Raw genomic sequence first — 21,958 nt, 5'->3', positions numbered from 1 at the left:
CATGGCCCGATCCCGTCCTGTGCATGATGAAACATCAAGCCGCAAGCGGGCGGAAAAGGCCGGACGCCGGGCGGAAAAACTTTGTGAATTCTGGTTACGCCTGAAGGGCTATCGCATTCTGGCCATCCGCCACAAAAGCCCGGTCGGTGAAATCGACATCATTGCCAGACGCGGAAATGTCATGGTCGCGATTGAGGTCAAAAATCGCACCGATCGCGCAACCGCCCTGCATGCCATTACCCCAAGGCAACAAAGCCGCATCGCCCGTGCCCTTGAATCTTACGCAGGCAAGATCGGCCATACGGGTGATCTTCGCCTTGATCTGATGATTGTTCGAAATTGGGGCAGGACCGAGCATCTCAGGAATGCCTGGCAGGTTTCATAGCAGGCATTCCCGCAGTTTGTTGGGCTTAGGGATGCATTTTCGCACCCTTGGTGATCTTATCCACACTGCGTTTATCGGCATGAATGCCAATGCCAACAAACTTTGCCGTTTCAGGATCCGCGTTGGCAAAAACATCCCGATTGGCCGCATCGTGGCCAGTGGCAAACATTTCCTCGATATAGGCCGATACCCGGACACCGCGATTTAAGGCGCGCTGATGGATTTTCGCGATGGTATCGCCATCGGCGGCCAGAACGATGGCGGGCTGGCGTGACAACGGGTTATAGATATTCTGGTTGGCGTCGATATAAGGCTCGCCGATGATATCGGGGGTTTGGGCAACAATGCCGCTCATCAGGAAGGCCGTCACATTCAGGGATTGCCAAGTTTCAAGGTCATTGCGCAAAATCAGGGCGACTTTGGTATCAAACATTCACTTCCTCCAATCGGTCGGATGATCCGGTAATGAAAGAAGCAATAGAACAGGCAGATGATCGCGGTATTGAACGTTTGTGCAAAAAGCGCGAACGCTTCGTTGCGGCCCCGACTGCACCGGGGATCGAGCGGATCGAAGCCCTGTTCTATGGCAATATGTTCACCCCGCATCGCCACGATACCTATGCGCTGGGCATCACCTTGAAAGGTGTCCAGACTTTTAATTATCGCGGGGAATTTCGCGCCAGTAATCCGGGCAATATCATCATCCTGCATCCTGACGAGCTGCATGATGGCGGCGCTGGGACCGAAGACGGCTTGCAATATCGCATGCTGTATCTTGAACCCGCCTTGTTGCGATCGGGCCTTGATCACGAAGCCGATCCCCTGCCCTTTGTCGGTGAACCGGTTATTCAGGACCCGGTTTTGTGGTCGATCATGGCATCGGCTTTGGGGGAACTTGAAAGCGACATGGATCCGCTTTTGCGCGATCAGTTTGTCAGCGACATCGCCCGGCGCCTGTCCTTACATGCCAAGGCACCACTGAAACGCCCGCGCTTTACGGCCAGCCAAAGCATGGATCAGGTGCGCGCCTTTCTGGAAGATAACTTTGACCGCCCGGTACAATCTGACGAGCTTGAACAGGTTGCCGGTATGGACCGTTTTCGCCTGATCCGGCATTTCCGTGCGCGGTTCGGAACCACACCCTATCGATATCTGATGATGCGTCGCCTGCAAAAGGCGCGGGCATTGATGATGGTTGGGCAACCCCTGGCCGGAATCGCCGCCGAGACCGGGTTTGCCGATCAAAGCCATTTCAACCGCCATTTCCGCCAGACTTATGGTGTGTCACCCGGACGTTGGGCGGAATTGTTCACCAGCAACAACCTGTGATCGTCGCCCTGCGACATCGATTTTAGGCACGAATTTGCAGAAAAATGCATTTTTGCTGATAAACCGGCCAGTGTTTTAAGTCTCTTTAACCCCCGCGGGCCATGATGGGTGATGTAAGACTTGGGGGAACTGGACGAGACATCCGTTAATGTCACCAATAAGAATGGTCAATCGGCCACTTGGCTTTGCCAGGGCACTTCTGCTGACGGGTATGTGCATTTTGCCGCTTTCGGGATGCACGCCCACATCCGTTGTGCTCGGAGCTGGCGCAACCGCCGGTGTTGCCGCCTTTCAGGAGCGCGGCTTTAACGGTGCTGTCAGTGATACGGCGATCACCGCCCAAATCTGGCAGAAGTTTCTGGCACAGGACGAAAAGCTGTTTCTCGATATCGAGATTGAAGTGGTTGAAGGCGAAGTTCTTTTGGCCGGTCAGGTGCCCACCGTGGCTGATCAACTTGAAGCTGTTCGCCTAAGCTGGCAGGTTAGCGGGGTCAAAAGTGTTCATAACGAGATTGAGATCGGTGACGGCCTGACGCTTGTTGATAATGCAAGCGACCTGTTGATCACCACCAAGATCAAGACTGCATTGATGTTTGATGGTGATGTTTTTGCCATCAATTACAGCGTCGAGACCGTCAATGGCACCGTCCATCTGATGGGAATTGCCCAGGACGACCATGAACGCAGTCGCGTGATTTCACATGCCCGGGACACCAGCTATGTCAAACGGGTTGTCAGTCATATCCGTCTGAAAGACGATGCCATCCGACAAGGAACCTGAGCCATCAGTACCGTAAGCCACATAACAGCACCGACCGATCCGGATCGCCAATGGCTTGTCGATTATGGCAAGGGCCTGAAACCTGACGCCAGCGTGGCGGAGGCGGCCCTGCATTTTGCCCGCCTGAACCAATCAAACGGCACCCATAAACGCGATGTCGCGCCGTTCATTACGATTTTGGATGATCTCGCCGATCAGGTCCGTGCCGAGTTGGCCGGTCTGACCTTGCAGCCCGATCTTGCCACCGATGGCGCGGATCAGCAGGCCCTGCCGGTTGATGACAAGGAAGCCGAGCCGACCATTGATCAGGTCGTGCGCGCCTTGCAGACCGTGATTGCCGAACGCAATGGCTTTCAAGGGGATGCGGAAAACTATGATGACATTGCCAATGCCGATCTGATGCAGGTGATTGAGCGCAAGCGTGGCCTGCCAGTTGCCCTTGGCATGCTCTATATCCACGCGGCCATGCGGTGCGGCATTGCCGTCACCGGCATTGATTTTCCCGGTCATTTCCTGCTGCGCGTGCAGGCCAATGGCAAACGCAAGATGATCGACCCGTTCCATGGCGCGATCAGTCTCGGTCCGGCAGAACTACGTGAATTGCTAAAGTCATTCAGCGGCCTTGATGCCGAACTGGCACCCCATCATTACCGGCCGTCATCCGACATCGATATTTTGTTACGGCTTCAAAACAACATAAAGGTACGGGCGCTTCGCGCCGGTGAACTGGAGCTCGCAACCCGTGTTGTCGAACACAGTTTGCTGATCGCGCCGGACCATGAAGGGCTTTGGCATCAGCTTGGCGCGCTCTATGCCCGCCTTGACCAGGACCATATGGCGCTTGGTGCGTTTGAACAGTTCGTCAAACGCTGTGAAGACCCGCTTCATCGCGCCCGGATCGAAGCAGTGATCGAAGAATTGTATGAAAGGGTCCGTCATGAAGCGGGCCCCGGAACGGCACACACTGAAAAGAACAGGGTCGTTGCGGATTACACCGACAAGGACGACACCGGATCGGCAGACGACAATGCGCCGATCCCGCTTTTCCCCGATAAATAACCCCGAAATAGCGCCCAAAAATCCTGTGCTGCGTGCCAGAAATGTCGCATTTGGCGAGATGTGCCAGATCAACATCGCGCCAACCCGTATGGCTACAAAGTAGCGATTTTCCGCATTTAGGATTAAATAAAGTTATTTATAGTTTACATTATAGCATTTGTTATTTGCATCTATCCAAAGACAAACCGGTTTGTCTTGAAACCTCTCCGTCGCAAAACCGGTCGAATTGGCCCTTCAAAATCATATAAATCTTCTTGTTTCGGTATTTTTGCGGGGTTTTCGCGCGATTTGCGCGCTGTTACCTGCGCAAAACCTAAACAAAGCCCGAACCGTTGATTTCCGGGGCTTTGCGCCCGGCCGTTTTTGCCAATGCCCGTTCAAAATCGATTTTTGCAGTCGTGACCCGGAAATTCGAACCGGATCCAGATCGAATTTCACCGATCAACACCTAAAAAAACATCTTTTGCAGTTTTTTGGCGAAGTTAAGGACAGGTTAAACGACCGGGCACGAAACAGTTGCAAAGCTTGCACCGAAAATCGCATTCCCTATACTCCGCAACAGTCAGTATCAGGCACACTGAAAATGATCAGGCCAACGCACGCGCGGCGTGGCTTGCCGGTTTTTTACTGTGCCGTATGAATCAGGGTCTGAGCCCACATAACCGCAGGAATTTACTATATGAACGACACCAAATTCGACGTCGTCGGGATCGGCAACGCCATTGTCGACGTCCTTGCCCACTGCAAGGAAGAAGACCTTGCGCGTCTTGAGCTTGTCAAAAACGCCATGACCCTGATTGATGCCGACCGGGCCGATGCGCTGTATGACCAGATGGGTCCGGGCCTTGAAATGTCGGGCGGATCGGCTGGCAATACGATGGCTGGCATCGCAGCCCTTGGCGGCAAGGGTGCCTATATCGGCAAGGTGCGTGATGATCAGCTGGGCCAGGTTTTCCGCCATGACATCCGTGCGATTGGTGTCGCGTTTGATTCTGCGGCTGCGACCGAGGGTTCCCCGACCGCGCGTTGCCTGATCTTCGTCACCCCCGATGGTCACCGTACCATGAACACCTTCCTCGGTGCCTGCACCGAGCTTGGCCCGGATGATATTGATGAAGATCTGATCAAATCAGCCAAGGTCACCTACATGGAAGGCTATCTGTGGGATCGCCCCGAAGCCAAGGATGCCTTCGTCAAGGCCGCCAAGGTTGCCCATGATGCCGGTCGTCAGGTTTCGATCAGCCTGTCTGATTCCTTCTGCGTTGATCGCCACCGCGAATCTTTCCGCGAACTGGTCGACGACCATATCGACGTCCTGTTTGCCAATGAGGAAGAGATCAAGTCGCTTTACGAAGTCGAGACCTTTGAAGAAGCCCTGGCCGAAGTCCGCAAGCATTGCCGTGTTGCAGCCCTGACCCGCAGTGAAAAGGGTGCTGTCATCGTAAGCCAGAACGAACTTTATGAAATCAGTGCCGAACCGGTCGCCAAAGTGGTCGACACCACGGGTGCCGGCGATCTGTTCGCGTCGGGCTTCCTGTATGGCTACACCCAGGGTCACACCCTTGAGATTTGTGGTCAGCTGGGTGCGATCTGTGCTGCCGAGGTGATTTCGCATATGGGTGCGCGCCCGGATGCGGATCTCAAGGAACTGATCGCAAAGGCACTCTGATCGCTCTTTTATATAAAGAGTACGGATGTTTGAAAGATTTCACGGGACGGCAACATTTCATTGCCGTCCCGTTTTTTCTGTCGCGAAGGCCGGGTTTGCATGGCGCTGCAGCGCAACACAATCATTGACTTTGTCCAGAGTTTGGCGCAAACAGCCCGCATTGCAGAATAATCAACCCGACATGGCGCTTACAACGCTGGCCTTTCGCCTTAACATTGGCTATGACAGGGCGGCCTTCGGGTATATCTGCACGATTACGATCCGGGCCAGTAAACATTCAGCACATACGTTGATGTGGGTTTCCCACCGGTGATACCGGCGGCGGCAACCATCGCGCTTGTTGCTGAATATCTACTGGCCTTGAAACACTTACTTACTGACCGATGCGCATGGGCATGACCCGGCGCGCGGCATTTTTATTTCTGGAGTCCGCGCCCATGAGCTTGCGCAATATCGCCATCATCGCCCACGTTGACCACGGCAAAACCACGCTGGTCGATTCCATGTTCCGCCAGTCCGGTGTCTATCGTGACAACCAGCGTGTTGACGAACGCGCCATGGACAGCAACGACCTGGAACGTGAACGTGGCATCACCATCGTCGCGAAACCGACGGCCGTTCAGTGGGGCGAAACCCGCGTAAACATCGTCGATACCCCGGGCCACGCCGATTTCGGTGGTGAAGTCGAACGTATCCTGTCCATGGTTGAAGGTGTTGTCCTGCTGGTTGACTCGGCCGAAGGCCCGATGCCGCAGACCAAATTCGTTCTGGGCAAGGCGCTTAAACTCGGTCTGAAGCCGATTGTGATCATCAACAAGATCGACCGTCCGGACCAGCGCGCCGAGGAAGTCCTCGACGAGATTTTCGATCTGTTCGTGTCGCTCGAAGCATCCGAAGAACAGCTCGACTTCCCGGTTCTGTACGCATCCGGCCGTGACGGCTGGGCAGCTGAAAACCCGGAAGGCCCGAAAGAAAACCTGACCCCGCTGATGGAACTGGTTCTGAGCCACGTTCCGGCACCGGACGTTGATGAAAAAGCACCGTTTGCCATGCTGGCAACCATGCTGCATGCCGATAACTTCCTTGGTCGTATTCTGACCGGTCGTGTTTATCAGGGCCGTGCGAAACTCAACATGCCGGTGAAGGTTATTCGTGGCGATGGCACGGTTGAAACCGGCCGTCTGTCGAAACTGATGGGCTTCCGCGGTCTGGAACGTGTCCCGCAGGAAGAAGCCGTCGCCGGTGACATCATCGCGATTGCCGGTCTGACCGAGGCAACCGTGGCTGACACCATCTGCTCCACCGAAGTTACCACCGCCATCGAAAGCCAGCCGATCGATCCGCCGACCCTAGCGATGACCTTCTCGGTCAACAACTCGCCGCTGGCCGGTCAGGAAGGTGACAAGGTTACCTCGCGCATGATCCGTGCCCGTCTGGAACGCGAAGCCGAAGGCAACATCGCGATCAAGATCGGTGAAACCGAAGACAAGGACGCATTCGAGGTTGCCGGTCGTGGCGAACTTCAGCTGGGCGTTCTGGTGGAAACCATGCGTCGTGAAGGCTTCGAACTGTCGATATCGCGTCCGCGCGTTCTGTTCAAGGAAATCGACGGCGTTCTGTCCGAACCGTTCGAAGAAGTCCAGGTTGACGTTGACGAGGAATATTCCGGCGTCGTGGTCGAGAAAATGAGCCTGCGCAAGGCTGAGATGACCGACATGCGTTCTTCTGGTGGCGGCAAGACCCGTATCATCTTTATTGCGCCGTCGCGTGGCCTGATCGGTTATCACGGTGAATTCCTGACCGATACCCGCGGTACCGGCGTTATGAACCGCGTGTTCCATTCCTATGGCCCGGTCAAGGGCTCTATCGCTGGCCGTCGTAACGGTGCGCTGATTTCCAACGATCAGGGCGAAGCAGTGGCCTACGCCCTGTTTAACCTTGAAGATCGTGGCATCATGTTCATCGAACATGGCGAACGCGTCTATCAGGGCATGATCATTGGTGAACACAACCGTGACAACGACCTTGAAGTCAATGTGCTCAAGGGCAAGAAGCTGACCAACGTTCGTGCATCGGGCAAGGACGAAGCTGTTACGCTGACACCGCCGCGTCGTATGTCGCTTGAAGAAGCGCTGTCTTACATTCAGGACGATGAACTGGTCGAAGTGACCCCGAAAAGCGTTCGTATCCGTAAGCTGCACCTTGATCCGAACGTGCGTAAGCGCGAAAGCCGCAAGAAAGAAGGCTAAGCCTTTCTCTTGCCAAGCCGAATTCAAAAAGGCCGGTCCATATGGATCGGCCTTTTTGCTGTTCGCGTTTTCGCCATACAGCCCGATGTTTCGGCTTTCCTTAACCTGTTTGCCCTAGCTTCATGACAGCATGCTTCAAGTTGGGGGAAATCGATGCACAGCGCAGAAAAACGAAGCTGGGGCGAGGCCTTTGGGGCCTTTATTCATCCGCGCGTGATCACGATGCTGTTTCTGGGACTGTCGGCCGGCATTCCCATCCTTCTGATTTTCTCCACCCTGTCGATATGGCTGCGCGAAGCAGGTGTGGATCGTTCCACTGTTACCTATTTCAGTTGGGCGGCACTTGGCTATTCCTTCAAGTTTGTCTGGGCGCCACTGATTGACCGTCTGCCCTTGCCAGTTTTGCACGGCATTCTGGGCCGTCGGCGCAGCTGGCTGATCATTGCCCAGGGCGGCATCATCGCCGCCATCCTGTGGATGGGACTGACCGACCCGGCAGAAAACCTGACCATGATGGCCTTTGCCGCGGTTGCCCTTGGTTTTGCCTCGGCCACCCAGGACATTGTTATTGACGCCTATCGCATCGAGGCCGCCGATGCCGACCTTCAGGCGATGATGAGCTCGGCCTATATCGGCGGTTATCGCATTGGCATGATCGTCGCTGGTGCCGGGGCCCTGACCATTGCCGGATTGTTTGAAGCCGAAGGTACCTATCAACACCATGCATGGACGGTAGCCTATGCCTGCATGGCGCTTGCGATGTGTGTGGGTGTGATCACCACCTTACTTGTCAGCGAGCCCAAGGTCGTAAAGCTCGACAGCAAATATTTCCACGAAACATCGGACTATGTCCGGTTTCTGGCGATGTTCGCGCTTACCGTGGTCGCCTTCATCCTTGCCAATGTCTATGCCGGGGAGATCACCAATCCGCTGAAAACCGCCCTGACTGACGGCGGCATGATCAGCGAGCTGTCAGGCTTCATTGCCGGTACCGTCAAACTGGCCATTTCGGTCGGATTTGCCATCCTTGTTGCCTGGCTCACCACCCGGGTTGGCCTGACACCGACCGGCATGGTTCAGGAAACCTACATCTCGCCGGTCAAGGACTTCATTGACCGCTATGGCAAGGCGGCCATCGTCATCCTGGCCCTGATCGGGGTGTATCGCATCGCCGATATCGTCATGGGCGTGATGGCCAACGTGTTTTACACCGACCTTGGTTATTCCAAGGAAGAAATCGCCGCCGTTTCCAAGACATTCGGCCTGTTCATGACCATTGGTGGCAGTTTCCTGGGTGGGGTTCTGTCGGTCCGCTATGGCGTGGTGCGGATCCTGTTTCTTGGCGCGTTGTTATCGGCGATCACCAATGTCCTGTTTGCCTTCATGGCACAGCTTGGCCCCGACACCACGATGTTTGTCGTTGTCATCATGGCCGATAACCTGTCGGGTGGTCTCGCAACGGCGGCCTTCATCGCCTATCTGTCGGGCTTGACCAATATCTCGTTCACCGCGATGCAGTACGCGATCTTCAGTTCGATCATGACCCTGTTCCCGAAAATCCTTGCCGGCTTCTCGGGCACGGTGGTTGATGCGGTCGGATATAGCTGGTTCTTTATCGGCACAGCTGTGATCGGCATTCCGGTGCTTTATCTCGTTGTTCTGGCCGCCCGCCTGACAGACGTAAAGGACCCCGAAGAACCCAAGACTGCCGAAGCCTGATCAGATCAGAAACCAAATCCGGCCCACCGACGGGTCCACTATTCCAAAACAAAACCGGACGCCAATCAGGCGTCCGGTTTTTTAAATCTTGTGTCTGTTACGGGGGTTACCCGCCACTCACTGACCTTTTCAGGCGGCCTGTTCGGCCTCGTCCTGGGTCAGCAATGCGTAGATCGCATCTGCAGATCCGGCACCGCGGAGCTTGTCGCACATGCCCTGATTGCGCAGCAGACGGGAAATCCGTGCCAGTGCCTTCAGGTGATCAGCACCGGCTTCTTCGGGCGCAATCAGCATGCAGAAAAGGTCGACCGGGTGTTCATCAACCGCGTCAAACTCGATCGGATTGCCTGCACGGGCAAAAACCATATACAGGCGGTCCAGATCATTGAGCTTGCCATGCGGAATCGCGACACCGCCACCGACACCGGTACTGCCAAGCTTTTCACGGTCAAGCAGGACAGAGAAAATCTCGCTTGCAGGGCGGCCGGTAACTTCGGCGGCCTTTTCGGCAAGTTCCTCAAGCACAGCCTTCTTCGCACCGGCACGCAGTGCCGGAATAACTCCGGACGGAGTAAGAATAGATGATATGTCCATTTTTCGCGTTGCGTTGTTTGGCTCGGAATCTGTGTCTGTCACGCGCCACTCGCTTCATTATCGTTTGGGTCCAACCAGCCGATATTTCCGTCCGAGCGACGGTAGACAACGTTCAGTCCGCCATGTTTGCCATTCCGGAACATCAGTGCCGGAATGTCCCCCAAGTCGAGCCGCATGACAGCTTCCCCGACGGAAAGCGTATCGATGCGATCGGGTGTCTCGGCAACAATCACAGGCTCGAAGCCATTTGTGTGATTATCGTCCGTTTGATCTTCATCTTCCTGTGCGATCACATAGTGGATCGCCTCCAGGCGAGCCTCCTCATAGTGGTCACGGGTTGCGTGATGATCACGCAGGCGCCGTTTATAACGCCGCAACTGTTTGGCCACTCTGTCACAGGCGGCATCAAACGCAGGATAAACCTCGTTCGCTGATGCCTTGGCCTGAACCATCATGCCCTTGCCGACATGGACCGAAATCTGCGCGTGATAGAGATGTGCCTGTTTGGTGACGGTCACCGTGGCTTCAATCGCGTGATCGAAATACTTCTCTACTGCAGGGTCCAAGGTCTCGACGACGTGCTGGCGAAAAGCATCGCCAACGTCAAGTTGCTTACCGATAACCGTAATTTGCATGGATCGCCTATCCCCGGTTGAGTGACATACCAGTTTGGTGCCCCTCTCGTAGGTGGGCGCACCATATTCCCTCGTCATTACCAAGTCAAGATATGGGTATGTTCCCTTGAATTACAGCACCTTAAGGTGCGTTTTTTCGATAAATTCGTGCTAGGAAGCACGTGATTTTTTCTCGCGCCGACGCTGCACTGACGATGGGATGCGCATCGCTTCGCGGTATTTTGCCACTGTTCGACGCGCGATGTCGATCCCTTCCTTGCCCAGAAGCTCAACCAGTTTGTCATCCGACAAAATCTTCTTGGGTTCTTCATTGTCGATCAAGGACTTGATCCGGTGACGTACCGCTTCGGACGAATAGGCGTCCCCACCGTCTGAAGATGAAATTGCCGTGGTGAAGAAATATTTCAGCTCGAACATGCCGCGCGGCGTCGACATGAACTTGCCATTGGTCACACGTGAAACCGTACTTTCATGCATGCCGATTGCTTCGGCGATGTCGCGCAAGATCAGGGGCCGCAGATGCGCAACCCCGTGGGTAAAGAACCCGTCCTGCTGACGCACGATTTCGCTAGCCACCTTCATGATCGTGGTCGCACGCTGATGCAGCGCCTTGACCAGCCAGTTGGCACTTTGCAGCTTCTCGCTCATGAAGCCACGCTCTTCGCGATCGCGCAGGCCCGACCCGATTTGGGCGACATAGTCTTCATTGACCAGAACCCGCGGCAGGGCTTCGGAATTCAGTTCCAGGTGCCAGTTGCCATTGCCTGCCGCACGCATCAAAACATCCGGGATCACCGGGGTTGCAATTTCGCCATCGGCGGTCTTGCCCGGGCGCGGATCAAGGGTTTTGATCTCGGCGATCATGTCATGGAGATCATCCGAATCGACGCCGCATACCCGACGCAGGCGATCAAAGTCCCGCTTGGCCAGCAAATCAAGATTGGCCAGAAGGGCCGCCATCGCTGGATCAAACCGGTTGAGTTCGCGCAGTTGCAATTCCAGACATTCCGCCAGATCGCGGGCAAAAATGCCAACCGGGTCAAAGCCCTGCATGACCTTCAGAACGCGTTCAACATCCGCGATATCGCATTCAAGGGATTCGGAAACTTCATCAAGATCGCCGCTGATATAGCCATTTTCATCAAGCATATCGATCAGGTAACTGCCGATCATACGCGACGTGGCATCGGCAAAGGCGATATTGAGCTGATCATCAAGGGTCTGGCGCAATGTCGCTTCATCGGCCAGCGTCTGTTCAAGTCCCGGAAGGTCATCTCCACCTGCGGCCGAACCGCCAGAACCGCCACCCGCACCCCCGCTATAGGGCGCGGAATAATCGTGACTGCCTGAAACCGGTTCGCCGTTGCGGGTGATTTCACCCTCGCCGCCATAAAGCGCGTCACTTGAAACATCTAGGGGGCCGTCATCACTGCCCATGGTTTCGCTCGACGTCAGGCGATCCGTGCCGAACCGGTCATCGCGGTCAGTGAAATTGTCGTTTGATCGGCTATCAAGGCCTTCATCGCCATTGCCAACCGCACCATCACCGGCCTCAGCATAGGTCTGGCCGGGATCGGCCCGCTCCAACAGCGGGTTTTCCATCAGTTCACTGTCGATGAAATTGGAAAGCTCAATATTATTGAATTGCAGCAGTTTGATTGCCTGCTGCAGCTGGGGAGTCATGACAAGTGACTGGGACTGGCGTAGATCCAGACGCGCCTTCAGGGCCATTTATGCACTACCCCGTGTCAATCCGAACTCCCCCTAGACTTGGTTGACGGTCTGGTGGGTGTTATCAAAGGCTGAAACGATCGCCCAGATAAACCCTTCGTACATCGTCGTTTCTGACGATTTCCTCAGGACCACCTTCCATCAGAACCCGACCATCATGCAAGATATATGCCCGGTCGATAATGTCTAGAGTCTCGCGCACATTGTGGTCAGTAATCAAGACCCCAATGCCACGATCTTTCAGATGACGTACAAGATCGCGAATATCCCCCACTGCAATCGGGTCAATCCCGGCAAGTGGTTCATCAAGCAGAACAAAGTTCGGATGGGCTGCCAAGGCACGCGCGATCTCGCAACGCCTGCGTTCCCCGCCCGAAAGGGCCAGGGCCGGTGTGCGGCGCAAATGTTCGATGGCAAACTCTGCCAGAAGGTCTTCAAGCGACTGTTCGCGCTTGATGCGATCATCCTCGACCACTTCAAGCACGGCCATGATGTTCTGTTCAACCGTCATCCCCCGGAAGATCGAGGCTTCCTGCGGCAAATAGCCGATTCCCATGCGCGCACGCTGATACATCGGCATCATGGTGATATCGCGCCCATCAAGAGAAATCGTGCCACGATCTGCGGCAATCAGGCCGGTAATGATATAAAAACTGGTGGTCTTGCCGGCCCCGTTCGGACCCAGAAGGCCAACCGCCTCGCCGCGCTGCACCGAAACCGAGACATCTTTCAGCACCGGGCGCTTTTTAAAGCTTTTGCCCAGATTATGCGCCACAAGACCCTTGTTGGTGGTGATCAGGCGCGGGCCGCTTGCCCCGCCGTCAGTTGGCTGTGCGCTGCCAGATACAGCTGTCGCCTTTGCCTTGTCGGATTTTACGCTTTTGCGCGACCAGAACAAATGACCGACCTTTCTCAGTTACCGGTCCCGGCATCGGCCGGGCTGTTGTTTTCGTCTTTTTGCGGAACCAGAAGGCCCCGAACGCGGGTTTTGCCATCGCCATTACCGTCAGCCGTCAGACGACTGATCCCGGTATTCAGATCGACCACGGCACGATCCCCGTTCAACTGGTTCTCCCCGCGGGTGATCTTAACCGATCCGATAAGGGTGGCGATACCTGTTTTCGCATCATAAACACCCTGATCGCCGACAACAAACTCTGTTGCTGTGCGAATATTCACATTGCCCTGCCCGTCAATGCGGCGCAATTCATTTGCGCCATCCGAACCGGCCTCAAAGCGCGCGGTCAAAACATCACCGCGCAGCGTGCGATCTTCGGACACCGCAACCGCATCACCGCGTGCAACCGCGACACGCTCCGTCTCCCAATATTCAAGGCTGTCGCGCGCGGTCAGGGTTTCATTGGGCGTGCTGTATTTAAGGTTATCACCGGTCAGAACAACCACGGCCTCGTCAATGTCATAGACCGCTCGATCACCGACCGCGACATCGGTATCGGACGACAATTTGACATTGCCAACCGCAATGATGCGGTAAATCTCGCTATTGCCGTCGCGATCACGATAGAGCGCCTGCAACTCGTCGGCATCGACGCGCGAGGAACCCCGTTTGGCCACCGCATTGCCACGGGCAATCAGGATCTGTTCATTGCGGCGCCATTCGATGCCGTTATCAGACTCGACTTCAAGTCCGCCACTGCCGTTCTGGGCCAAACCCAACGGATTGGCCGCAGCATCCTTTGCCATGGCCGACAGGCCAAGCGCGGCCGCACCCAGCATAAGGCCCCCCAGCAAAAGGGGTGTCAGCAGCGTTCCAGTCTTGCGGGCGAGATGCGGCATCGCAATCATGACTTCCCTCTCATTGCTCCGTCGAATTCAATGCACTGTCGAAAACCACCAGCCGGGATTTCCCCAAAAAGCGGATCACCGCCCCCTTGTCTTCAAGCTCAAACCCGGAATCCGATGCAATGGTGCCAAACGGCCCCTGCCCGTCAACCGGCACATCACCGCTGGCACTGCCGGAATTCATGGCGATTTCAGCTTCCTCGGTGTGAATTTCAAAACCGTTGTCGTGGTACATATTGACCGTACCCACCAGATCAAGCATCCCGTCGGTTTCGGTATAGAAGCCTTCGTTGGCGGTCATCGCAATCCACGATCCGTCATTCAGCGTGATGTCGGCCTGCGGACCGGACAGATAGACATGATCGGGCCGTGTTTCGGTTGCGTCAGTTTCCACCGCTTCGCTGGCGGTCACCGTGAAGGGCTGGCGATTGCCATCCACGCCAAAGAAGCGCGGATTGCTCATCGCAACATTTTCCATCAGATCCTCGGGCGAGGTCGAAAAGCCAAGCCGAAAACCACTATCCTGAACCTGTTCGATCTGCGGCCACAAAACCACCAGCGCCATGATCGTCATTGCGATCAGCGGCAGCACGAATTTCAGCATATTGACGATGACACGCCGGAACGGATTGATCCGCACATTGCGCCGGGCCGAGGGCATGCGATCACGCGAAAAGCCACGCTCTTGGCGCGCCTGACGTTCGTCATGCGCTGCTGCCTTCTGGCTTTTTTCGCGGTCTTCGAACTGTGGCGTGCCCTCTATGCTCATGCGTTATGCCACCCCAACGCGCAACAGATCATGGATATGAACAAGGCCCACCGGCACACCACCGTCATCCAAGACAAACAGGGATGTAATCGAACGATCATTCATGATGGCTAGTGCCTCAACCGCCAGGGCATCAGCACTGGTCACTTTCGGCCCAGTGGTCATGACATCACCCACCTTCATCGCCACCAGATTATCGGCCATGTGACGACGCAAGTCGCCATCGGTCACGATCCCGGCCAGAACACCGGCATCATCAACCACACCGACACAACCAAACGAATGGCTGGTCATGGTTACAAGCGCCTCGGCCATCAGGGCATCGGGCGAAATCAGCGGCAGGGTATCAACCCCGTGCATCACATCATGGACATGCAGCAACCGCTGACCCAGCTTGCCACCGGGGTGGAACGTGCGGAAATCTTCGGATGAAAAGCCGCGCCGCTCCATCAATGTCACCGCCAGCGCATCGGCAAGGGCCAGCATGGCGGTGGTTGATGTCGTCGGTGCCTGCTTGTTCGGGCAGGCTTCCGGGCTTGCCGGCAGGACCAGCGGGCAATCGGACTGCTTGGCAAGCGAGCTTTCCGGTTTGCGGGTCATGCCAATCAACGGCACGTTAAAGCGCCGGGTAAAGGCAATGATATCGGACAGTTCCGGGGTTTCGCCCGAATTGGACAGGGCCAGAACCGCATCATCCTTGCCAATCATGCCCAGATCACCGTGGCTGGCCTCGGCCGGATGCACGAAAAAGGACGGGGTACCGGTCGAGGCAAAGGTCGCGGCAATTTTCTTGGCAATATGGCCGCTTTTGCCCATGCCGGTGACAACCAGACGGCCTTTCAGGCCCTCGATCAGGTTGATAACGTTGCAGAACTCACCATTAAGCGAGTCTGCAAGCTCGCGCAGCGCATTGGCCTCGATATCAAGAACACGGCGCGCGATGGCAAGATCGGCGTCACTCGCCGGTGCTGGCACTTTGGGGGACTCGTTTGAGATGTCTTTTGAGACTGGGGTCACTGTCATCTGTTTCTTGTTAGCGTTTCCCGCCCGGAGGTAGGCTATTTGACCCATCTTGCAAGATCATTGGGCCAAAACTATGAACCCGGTTGGCGTGGGGGTCAATTCTATTGCATCCCCCATACACCGCCAATCTTCACAGATGGTTAACCGACCCTATGCCGAACTTATGAATGGGCAAAAATATCGGTTTCTTCCCAGCCCGCCAGATCAAGCGTCGCTCGGGTCGGCAGGAAGTCAAAACAGGCCTGCGCGATCTCGGTGCGCCCTTCGCGCGCCAGACGACGATCCAGCTCTTCCTTGGCCTTGTGCAGATACAAAACGTCCGAGGCCGCGTAATCGATCTGTTCCTTGGAAAGCTCAGCCGCACCCCAGTCGGAGCTCTGCTGCTGCTTGGAAATCTCGACCCCGACGGTCTCGCGCAGCACATCCTTCAGACCATGACGGTCGGTATAGGTGCGCACCAATTTGGAGGCAATCTTGGTGCAATAGACCGGCGCGCAACGCACGCCGAGATATTTGTCCATTACTGCGATGTCAAAACGCCCGAAATGAAACAACTTCAACACAGACGGATCAGCCAGAAGCTTTTTCAGGTTCGGCGCGCTGTAATCTTCCCCATCAAACTTGACCAGATGGGCATTGCCATCCCCGCTTGAAAGCTGCACGACACACAAACGGTCGCGGTGCGGGTTAAGGCCCATGGTCTCACTGTCAATGGCTACGACCTTTCCAAGATCAAGGTCACCCGGCAGATCTCCGAGATGGAGGAAATTGGTCATCGCGGTTCTCCAAATGTCAAAATTTGCCTGTTCTTAACACAGCAAACCGCGCATCGCACCGCAAAAGTCGAAGGATTTACTCTCAAATTTTTCCCTAAACGCAAGCAGCAGACTCATTTTTGAGTGCCCACCGGTTAAAAGCGCGATCTCACAACTACAAGGTAAAAACTTAATTTAACTTTTAACATCTATTGTCTCAAAAATAGACTGCAATCCTGCGCAAAAATGAAGGTACCGCGATGTCAATTTCGGAAATGCCGGTCTTCACGGCCCACAATGTTCGTCTTGATAACGGACAGGAAACAAAACCGGACGAGTCCAATACAGTCGATCAGTTCCCTTGGTTCGTTAGCACCGGGAAACTTATCGATACTGTTTTCCCCGGAAGCAAAAAAGGCGTCAGCGTCGTAGATCTTGGCTGTCTTGAAGGTGGTTACACGGCGGAATTTGCCCGCATGGGAATGGATAGCCTCGGCATTGAAGTTCGTGAAACAAACTTTGCATGCTGTGAGTATGTCAGGGAGCACACAGATCTTCCCAATTTGCGGTTTGCAAAAGATACGGTTCTCAATATCGAAAAGTATGGTGAGTTTGATATCAGCTTTTGTTGTGGCCTTCTTTATCACCTCGACCAACCAAGAGCATTTCTGGAAAAACTGGCAAAACAGACCCGCAAGCTTCTAATCTTGCAAACCCATGTTTCACTGGCAGAAGACGGCAAACGAGAATTCCCACTATCCGAAAACACCACGAACGAGGGCCTGCCGGGTCGCTGGTACGGTGAGTTCTCACCACAAACCAGCGCAGAGCAACTTGAGCAATTGCGCTGGGCGTCTTGGGAAAACAACAAATCGTTCTGGGTACGTCGCGAATACTTGCTGGAACTGATTCACAAAATCGGGTTTGACCTCGTTTTTGAACAGTTCGACTCACTTGCACCAAACATCGCGGCAAGCCTTGAAGCCAGCAAAACGATGTCCCAACGCGTTACGTTCATTGGGATCAAGTCCTGAATATTTTTTAGCCCAAAACGACAATACCCCAGCACATCAAAAATGTGCTGGGGTATGGTGCCCAGGAGAAGACTCGAACTTCCACGGCCTAATGGCCACTGGCACCTGAAGCCAGCGCGTCTACCAATTCCGCCACCTGGGCATAGGGGCTTGTGGTATTTGTTCGGGCGGCGTCCGCCGGAACGGGGCGGAATATACGCGGTCAGGCTTAAGTGTCAACCAACTTTTTGATGGTTTGGTGAAACTTCCTGCGTCCGGTTGCGGGTACGCGCCAATCGCCCGGTTTTTGTCGGCGTTTTGCCGGTTTCGGGCTTACACCGCGTGGTCGAACAAATAGGCGAGAACTCCGTTCAAACGGTTTCTGCCCTGATCGGTGGCGCGCAGCCCCGAAGAATCACAGATCAGATCACCGGACTCGATCAGGGTTTCGAGACGATCAAGTGCCAGAACATCACGCGGTCCCTTGCCGATAATGCGGTTAAAGCGTTCCGTCGGGATGGTTTCATTGAGCCGAAGGCCCATCATCACCATTTCAAGCAGACGTTCATCGGCCTCGAGCGCGGTTTCTTCCTGCGTGCCATGGCCATGCTTTTCCACCCGGTCCAGCCAGATATCAGGCGCACGGTGACGGCGTACTGCCATCGGTGTCGTGTTGCCATCGGCATCAACCACCGCCTCGCGGCCATGCGCGCCCGGTCCGATACCAAGATAATCGCCATAGCGCCAGTAAACGAGGTTATGGCGGCTCTCCTGCCCCGGTTTGGCATGGTTGGACACCTCATAGCAGCGATAGCCCGCACGTTCGGTTTCTTCCTGGGTGATCTCGTAAAGTTCGGTCGCAAGGTCTTCGTCCGGCACCACAAGATCGCCGCGCTGATGCAGGGTATAGAACTGTGTACCCGGCTCGATGGTCAGCTGATAAAGCGAGATATGCCCATTGGCGATGCCAAGCCCTTCGCGCAGTTCCGCGCGCCAGGCCTTGGGATCATGATCGGGCCGGGCGTAGATCAGATCAAAGGAAAAACGATCAAACACCGATGTCGCCACATCCAAGGCCCGCATCGCTTCCTCGGCACTGTGCAGGCGACCAAGGAATTTCAGGTCGCGGTCATTGAGCGCCTGAATGCCGATCGAAACCCGGTTGATCCCGTTGGCGGCAAAGGCCGAAAAACGGTCAATCTCGACTGTGCCCGGATTGGCTTCGAGCGTGATTTCCAGATCATCCGTTACCGGCCAGAAGGATTTGATGTCCTCGATCAAGGCCCCGGCGGTTTCCGGGTCCATCAAGGATGGCGTGCCGCCGCCAAAAAACACCGATCCCACTGTCCGTCCCGGATGACGGGCCGCACCGTGTGCAAGCTCCGCCCGGAGCGCCTTGCGCCAGCGCACATGATCAACACTGTTCGCCACATGGCTGTTGAAATCGCAATACGGGCATTTCGACAGGCAGAACGGCCAGTGGATATAAATGCCAAACGGCACGGTTTCACTTGAGGCTGCGGACACGCGGGACTCTTTTCAAACGCGGGAATGTTGGCCGATAAACTAACACGCACCGCCGATGATGACATCCGCGATGCGTGCATAAGTTCAATGCAGGTGGTTAAACCTGAAATCAGTCTTCGAAGCAGGCCTTGACCAACTGGCGGAAGGCATCGGCGCGGTGGCTCATTTCATGCTTTTTCGCCGGGTCCATTTCGCCAAAGGTTTCCCCGTAACCCTTGGGCTGGAAAATCGGGTCATAGCCAAAGCCGTGCGGGCCACGTTTGGGCCAGACGATCTCGCCTTCAACCCGGCCTTCGAAATTCTCAACATGTCCGTCCGGCCAAGCGAGCGACAGGGCACAGATGAACGATGCCCGGCGATCCGGATGATCACCAATACCGTTCTTGACCTTTTCCATCGCCATGTCGAAATCCTTGTCCGGCCCGGCCCAGCGCGCGGAATAAATCCCCGGCGCCCCATCAAGGGCCGAAACCGCCAAACCGCTGTCATCGGCAAGGGCCGGAAGATTGGCTCCATTGGCCGCCGCCGTTGATTTCAGCTGCGCATTGCCAATGAAGGTTTTTTCGGTTTCTTCGGGTTCGGGCAGGTCAAGCTCACCGGCCGAGAAGACCTCGATGCCAAACGGTTCAAGAAGTTCGGCGATTTCCTTGATCTTGCCTTTGTTGTGGCTGGCGATGACGAGTTTTTTTTCCGTGAAACGACGGGCCATGGTCTTGCCTGAAACTGCGATATCCAACTGATGCGAAAAAACGGCAGGCCCGATGCCCGCCGTTAATATTACGGTACCTTAGAGCCCAAGCGCCTCACGCTGCTTGGCGAACAATTCCTTGCAGCCTTTTTCCGCCAACGCGAACATCTGATCATAGGATGCGCGATCAAACGGCACGTCTTCGGCGGTTGCCTGGACTTCGACGATGCCGCCATTACCCGCCAGCACGAAGTTGGCGTCAGCCCCGGCATTGCTGTCTTCGGCATAATCAAGATCAAGCACCGCTTCACCTTCATAGATGCCGCATGAAATGGCAGCAACCGGCTGGGTCAGCGGGATTTCCTTGATCAGGCCAAGGCGACGCACGCCCTGAAACGCCAGATGGGCCGCAACATAGGCACCGGTGATTGATGCGGTGCGCGTACCGCCATCGGCCTGAATGACATCGCAATCAAGGCGCATCTGCATTTCGCCCATGGCCTTCATATCGGCAACCGCACGGATCGAACGCCCGATCAGACGCTGAATTTCCTGGGTACGGCCAGACTGACCACCGCGCGCGGCTTCGCGCTGCATGCGGCTATCGGTTGCGCGCGGCAGCATGCCGTATTCGGCAGTGATCCAGCCCTTGCCGGAATTGCGCATCCAGCCCGGTACCTTGTCTTCGACCGTGGCGGTACAGATCACATGCGTGTCGCCGAATTTGATAAGGCAGGAACCTTCGGCATATTTGGAAACACCGGTTTCAATCGTTACATCGCGAAGCTGATCGGGGGTACGGCCGGAAGGGCGCATGAGAAGGAACCTCTTGGTTGTCTGGGCTTGCATTCTTGGCGACTTGAGTGCCCGCGCACGAAGCAAAACTGTCCTGAAAAATTTGGCCCAAAGTAAGATGTGACCCACCAAACGTCCAGCAGTTTCCCCGGATGTTTTTATCTGTTCTGGTGCAATCCTGGCGCAAAGCAGTTAAACCAACAACTTCGACCAAATTTACAAGCTTGGCTTAGCAATAGGCCGTGCAATTGACGCAATGCGTTTGCCTGACTAAATTCTCCTCACGTTTTACGCTTCATCCATCTGGATCAATTGGCACGCAACACATGGCGCATTTTGACGATACATTACTGGGCGACATGAATGCGCGGTCACGTGAAGTGTTCCGCCAGATTGTCGATGCCTATGTCGAAACCGGCGAACCGATCGGTTCGCGGTCAATTGCGCGTCGCATGTCCGAAAACCTTTCGGCTGCGACCATTCGCAATGTCATGTCCGATCTTGAGGAAATGGGTCTTCTGGTCGCGCCGCACATTTCGGCCGGGCGCCTGCCCAGTGAAAAGGGCCTGCGCCTGTTTGTGAATGCCCTGATGGAAGTCGGTGACCTTCCCAATGCCGAGCGCGACCAACTGACCAAGAACTGCGAACAGGCGGGCTATTCACTCGATCAGATGCTGGGCGAAGCAACCACGATGTTATCTGGCCTGTCGCGCTGTGCCGGACTTGTGGTTGCACCCAAGACAGATGGCATTCGCCTCAAACAGATCGAATTCGTTGCCCTGTCGCCGGGCAAGGTTCTGGCGGTGCTGGTGGCACATAATGGCAGTGTTGAGAACCGAATCCTTGATGTTCCGCCTGATTTGCCCGCATCGGCATTGACAGAAGCGGCAAACTATCTAAATACCCGGTTGGCTGGAAAGACGCTTGATGATGCGCGCCTTTTGATGACGAAGGAGCGTGATCGTCTCAAGCAGGAGCTTGATGAACTTTCCGCCAATCTGATTGATGCGGGCCTGGCAACATGGGCCGGCGGGGTCAAGGGATCGTCCCTGATTGTGAAGGGGCAATCCCAGCTGTTGGAAAATATCGATACGATTGAACAGCTTGAGACCGTCCGCCGCCTGTTTAACGTGCTGGAAGCCCGCGATCAGATGATTGAATTGCTCGATGTGACGACGGATGCCCAAGGCGTTCAGATTTTCATCGGGTCGGAGAATAAACTGTTCGGCGGATCGGGTCTTTCGATGGTGATTTCGCCCTATCAGAATGCTGAAGGCAGCATTGTGGGTGCAATCGGGGTTGTCGGACCGACCCGGATCAATTATGCCCGGATCATTCCGCTGGTCGATTACACCGCCAAGCTGGTCGGTCGACTGATTGGATAAATCGCGGCGCTGCGTGTCAGGCCGCATAACGTGAAAGTAGCAAGGTTAG

At 55.4% G+C, this 21,958-nt stretch carries 21 protein-coding genes and 1 tRNA gene; 9 read left to right on the top strand and 13 right to left on the bottom strand.

Going from position 1 to position 21,958, the window contains the following annotated elements; translation table 11 throughout:
• Position 1: 1 nt before the first annotated feature.
• Positions 2-385 carry a YraN family protein gene (locus tag WBY09_RS02120; protein WP_336231881.1) on the top strand — a complete coding sequence of 128 codons (384 nt, stop codon included), beginning with the start codon at positions 2-4 and terminating at the stop codon, positions 383-385.
• Positions 386-410: 25 nt separating this feature from the next.
• On the opposite strand, the gene WBY09_RS02115 is transcribed toward WBY09_RS02120, so the two are convergent.
• The gene (locus tag WBY09_RS02115; protein WP_197146280.1) at positions 411-818 is read right to left on the bottom strand and encodes a DUF2000 family protein; all 408 of its coding nucleotides are present in this window, start codon (positions 816-818) and stop codon (positions 411-413) included.
• Between the two features lie 32 nt (positions 819-850).
• Here WBY09_RS02115 and WBY09_RS02110 point away from each other — a divergent pair, with 32 nt between their 5' ends.
• The 6 genes from WBY09_RS02110 (at position 851) to WBY09_RS02085 (ending at position 9,191) form a co-directional block, all read left to right on the top strand.
• Positions 851-1,714: an AraC family transcriptional regulator gene (locus tag WBY09_RS02110; protein WP_336231880.1), complete on the top strand. Its 864-nt coding sequence runs from the start codon at positions 851-853 to the stop codon at positions 1,712-1,714.
• Between the two features lie 148 nt (positions 1,715-1,862).
• On the top strand, positions 1,863-2,495 hold the full coding sequence (locus WBY09_RS02105) for a BON domain-containing protein (RefSeq protein ID WP_296990332.1): 633 nt from the start codon (positions 1,863-1,865) through the stop codon (positions 2,493-2,495).
• Between the two features lie 93 nt (positions 2,496-2,588).
• Positions 2,589-3,554 carry a SirB1 family protein gene (locus WBY09_RS02100; protein ID WP_336231879.1) on the top strand — a complete coding sequence of 322 codons (966 nt, stop codon included), beginning with the start codon at positions 2,589-2,591 and terminating at the stop codon, positions 3,552-3,554.
• 679 nt (positions 3,555-4,233) lie between these two features.
• On the top strand, positions 4,234-5,223 hold the full coding sequence (locus WBY09_RS02095; RefSeq protein WP_286791127.1) for an adenosine kinase: 990 nt from the start codon (positions 4,234-4,236) through the stop codon (positions 5,221-5,223).
• 437 nt (positions 5,224-5,660) lie between these two features.
• Positions 5,661-7,472, top strand: a complete 1,812-nt coding sequence (gene typA, locus WBY09_RS02090; protein WP_063086392.1) for a translational GTPase TypA — start codon at positions 5,661-5,663, stop codon at positions 7,470-7,472.
• 153 nt (positions 7,473-7,625) lie between these two features.
• Positions 7,626-9,191, top strand: coding sequence for an AmpG family muropeptide MFS transporter (locus WBY09_RS02085; RefSeq protein WP_197146283.1), 1,566 nt, complete (start codon positions 7,626-7,628; stop codon positions 9,189-9,191).
• Between the two features lie 129 nt (positions 9,192-9,320).
• Here the strand turns inward: WBY09_RS02085 and ptsN are convergent, their stop codons facing one another.
• The 8 genes from ptsN to WBY09_RS02045 all read right to left on the bottom strand — a co-directional run bounded on the left by ptsN (position 9,321) and on the right by WBY09_RS02045 (position 16,522).
• Positions 9,321-9,785 carry a PTS IIA-like nitrogen regulatory protein PtsN gene (gene ptsN / locus WBY09_RS02080; protein WP_008888694.1) on the bottom strand — a complete coding sequence of 155 codons (465 nt, stop codon included), beginning with the start codon at positions 9,783-9,785 and terminating at the stop codon, positions 9,321-9,323.
• 38 nt (positions 9,786-9,823) lie between these two features.
• The gene (gene hpf / locus WBY09_RS02075; protein WP_008888695.1) at positions 9,824-10,420 is read right to left on the bottom strand and encodes a ribosome hibernation-promoting factor, HPF/YfiA family; all 597 of its coding nucleotides are present in this window, start codon (positions 10,418-10,420) and stop codon (positions 9,824-9,826) included.
• A gap of 150 nt (positions 10,421-10,570) precedes the next feature.
• Complete coding sequence (rpoN, locus tag WBY09_RS02070) at positions 10,571-12,151, bottom strand: RNA polymerase factor sigma-54 (protein WP_336231878.1); 1,581 nt, start codon at positions 12,149-12,151, stop codon at positions 10,571-10,573.
• 64 nt (positions 12,152-12,215) lie between these two features.
• Complete coding sequence (gene lptB / locus WBY09_RS02065; RefSeq protein ID WP_443082653.1) at positions 12,216-13,049, bottom strand: LPS export ABC transporter ATP-binding protein; 834 nt, start codon at positions 13,047-13,049, stop codon at positions 12,216-12,218.
• 14 nt (positions 13,050-13,063) lie between these two features.
• Positions 13,064-13,957: an LptA/OstA family protein gene (locus tag WBY09_RS02060; protein ID WP_336231877.1), complete on the bottom strand. Its 894-nt coding sequence runs from the start codon at positions 13,955-13,957 to the stop codon at positions 13,064-13,066.
• Positions 13,958-13,967: 10 nt separating this feature from the next.
• Complete coding sequence (gene lptC / locus WBY09_RS02055; protein WP_064780189.1) at positions 13,968-14,723, bottom strand: LPS export ABC transporter periplasmic protein LptC; 756 nt, start codon at positions 14,721-14,723, stop codon at positions 13,968-13,970.
• Positions 14,724-14,726: 3 nt separating this feature from the next.
• The gene (locus WBY09_RS02050) at positions 14,727-15,746 is read right to left on the bottom strand and encodes a KpsF/GutQ family sugar-phosphate isomerase (RefSeq protein WP_209272095.1); all 1,020 of its coding nucleotides are present in this window, start codon (positions 15,744-15,746) and stop codon (positions 14,727-14,729) included.
• 161 nt (positions 15,747-15,907) lie between these two features.
• Positions 15,908-16,522 carry a ribonuclease D gene (locus WBY09_RS02045; protein ID WP_008888701.1) on the bottom strand — a complete coding sequence of 205 codons (615 nt, stop codon included), beginning with the start codon at positions 16,520-16,522 and terminating at the stop codon, positions 15,908-15,910.
• Positions 16,523-16,761: 239 nt separating this feature from the next.
• On the opposite strand from WBY09_RS02045, the gene WBY09_RS02040 reads away from it, so the two are divergent.
• Positions 16,762-17,535 (top strand): class I SAM-dependent methyltransferase, encoded by a 774-nt coding sequence (locus WBY09_RS02040; RefSeq protein WP_083996980.1) that lies wholly within the window; start codon positions 16,762-16,764, stop codon positions 17,533-17,535.
• Positions 17,536-17,590: 55 nt separating this feature from the next.
• Here the strand turns inward: WBY09_RS02040 and WBY09_RS02035 are convergent.
• The 4 genes from WBY09_RS02035 to rph form a co-directional block, all read right to left on the bottom strand.
• Positions 17,591-17,677, bottom strand: a tRNA-Leu gene (locus WBY09_RS02035).
• 170 nt (positions 17,678-17,847) lie between these two features.
• The gene (hemW, locus tag WBY09_RS02030) at positions 17,848-19,041 is read right to left on the bottom strand and encodes a radical SAM family heme chaperone HemW (protein ID WP_336231876.1); all 1,194 of its coding nucleotides are present in this window, start codon (positions 19,039-19,041) and stop codon (positions 17,848-17,850) included.
• Positions 19,042-19,150: 109 nt separating this feature from the next.
• A complete protein-coding gene (gene rdgB / locus WBY09_RS02025) occupies positions 19,151-19,750 on the bottom strand; it encodes an RdgB/HAM1 family non-canonical purine NTP pyrophosphatase (RefSeq protein WP_063086365.1) in 600 nt (199 codons plus the stop codon).
• Positions 19,751-19,828: 78 nt separating this feature from the next.
• Entirely contained in the window at positions 19,829-20,545 is a 717-nt protein-coding gene (gene rph, locus WBY09_RS02020) for a ribonuclease PH (RefSeq protein ID WP_286791126.1), read from the bottom strand.
• Positions 20,546-20,850: 305 nt separating this feature from the next.
• Here rph and hrcA point away from each other — a divergent pair, with 305 nt between their 5' ends.
• Positions 20,851-21,909: a heat-inducible transcriptional repressor HrcA gene (gene hrcA, locus WBY09_RS02015; protein ID WP_008888710.1), complete on the top strand. Its 1,059-nt coding sequence runs from the start codon at positions 20,851-20,853 to the stop codon at positions 21,907-21,909.
• Positions 21,910-21,958 lie beyond the last annotated feature (49 nt).

Origin of the sequence: Thalassospira sp. CH_XMU1458 (assembly GCF_037027205.1) — a bacterium.
Taxonomy (GTDB): Bacteria; Pseudomonadota; Alphaproteobacteria; order Rhodospirillales; family Thalassospiraceae; genus Thalassospira; species Thalassospira tepidiphila.
Note: the sequence above shows the minus strand (reverse complement) of the source record. Positions and strands in the feature narration are given on the sequence as shown.

Excerpts from the sequence above, each read along its gene's own strand:
- lptC (WP_064780189.1), bottom strand. The coding sequence starts at position 14,723 with ATGAGCATAGAGGGCACGCCACAGTTCGAAGACCGCGAAAAAAGCCAG.
- WBY09_RS02115 (WP_197146280.1), bottom strand. The coding sequence starts at position 818 with ATGTTTGATACCAAAGTCGCCCTGATTTTGCGCAATGACCTTGAAACT.
- WBY09_RS02110 (WP_336231880.1), top strand. The coding sequence starts at position 851 with ATGAAAGAAGCAATAGAACAGGCAGATGATCGCGGTATTGAACGTTTG.
- WBY09_RS02040 (WP_083996980.1), top strand. The coding sequence starts at position 16,762 with ATGTCAATTTCGGAAATGCCGGTCTTCACGGCCCACAATGTTCGTCTT.
- WBY09_RS02120 (WP_336231881.1), top strand. The coding sequence starts at position 2 with ATGGCCCGATCCCGTCCTGTGCATGATGAAACATCAAGCCGCAAGCGG.
- WBY09_RS02095 (WP_286791127.1), top strand. The coding sequence starts at position 4,234 with ATGAACGACACCAAATTCGACGTCGTCGGGATCGGCAACGCCATTGTC.
- hrcA (WP_008888710.1), top strand. The coding sequence starts at position 20,851 with ATGGCGCATTTTGACGATACATTACTGGGCGACATGAATGCGCGGTCA.
- rdgB (WP_063086365.1), bottom strand. The coding sequence starts at position 19,750 with ATGGCCCGTCGTTTCACGGAAAAAAAACTCGTCATCGCCAGCCACAAC.
- WBY09_RS02045 (WP_008888701.1), bottom strand. The coding sequence starts at position 16,522 with ATGACCAATTTCCTCCATCTCGGAGATCTGCCGGGTGACCTTGATCTT.
- WBY09_RS02050 (WP_209272095.1), bottom strand. The coding sequence starts at position 15,746 with ATGACAGTGACCCCAGTCTCAAAAGACATCTCAAACGAGTCCCCCAAA.
- WBY09_RS02105 (WP_296990332.1), top strand. The coding sequence starts at position 1,863 with ATGTCACCAATAAGAATGGTCAATCGGCCACTTGGCTTTGCCAGGGCA.
- hpf (WP_008888695.1), bottom strand. The coding sequence starts at position 10,420 with ATGCAAATTACGGTTATCGGTAAGCAACTTGACGTTGGCGATGCTTTT.
- rph (WP_286791126.1), bottom strand. The coding sequence starts at position 20,545 with ATGCGCCCTTCCGGCCGTACCCCCGATCAGCTTCGCGATGTAACGATT.
- ptsN (WP_008888694.1), bottom strand. The coding sequence starts at position 9,785 with ATGGACATATCATCTATTCTTACTCCGTCCGGAGTTATTCCGGCACTG.
- WBY09_RS02085 (WP_197146283.1), top strand. The coding sequence starts at position 7,626 with ATGCACAGCGCAGAAAAACGAAGCTGGGGCGAGGCCTTTGGGGCCTTT.
- rpoN (WP_336231878.1), bottom strand. The coding sequence starts at position 12,151 with ATGGCCCTGAAGGCGCGTCTGGATCTACGCCAGTCCCAGTCACTTGTC.
- WBY09_RS02060 (WP_336231877.1), bottom strand. The coding sequence starts at position 13,957 with ATGATTGCGATGCCGCATCTCGCCCGCAAGACTGGAACGCTGCTGACA.
- typA (WP_063086392.1), top strand. The coding sequence starts at position 5,661 with ATGAGCTTGCGCAATATCGCCATCATCGCCCACGTTGACCACGGCAAA.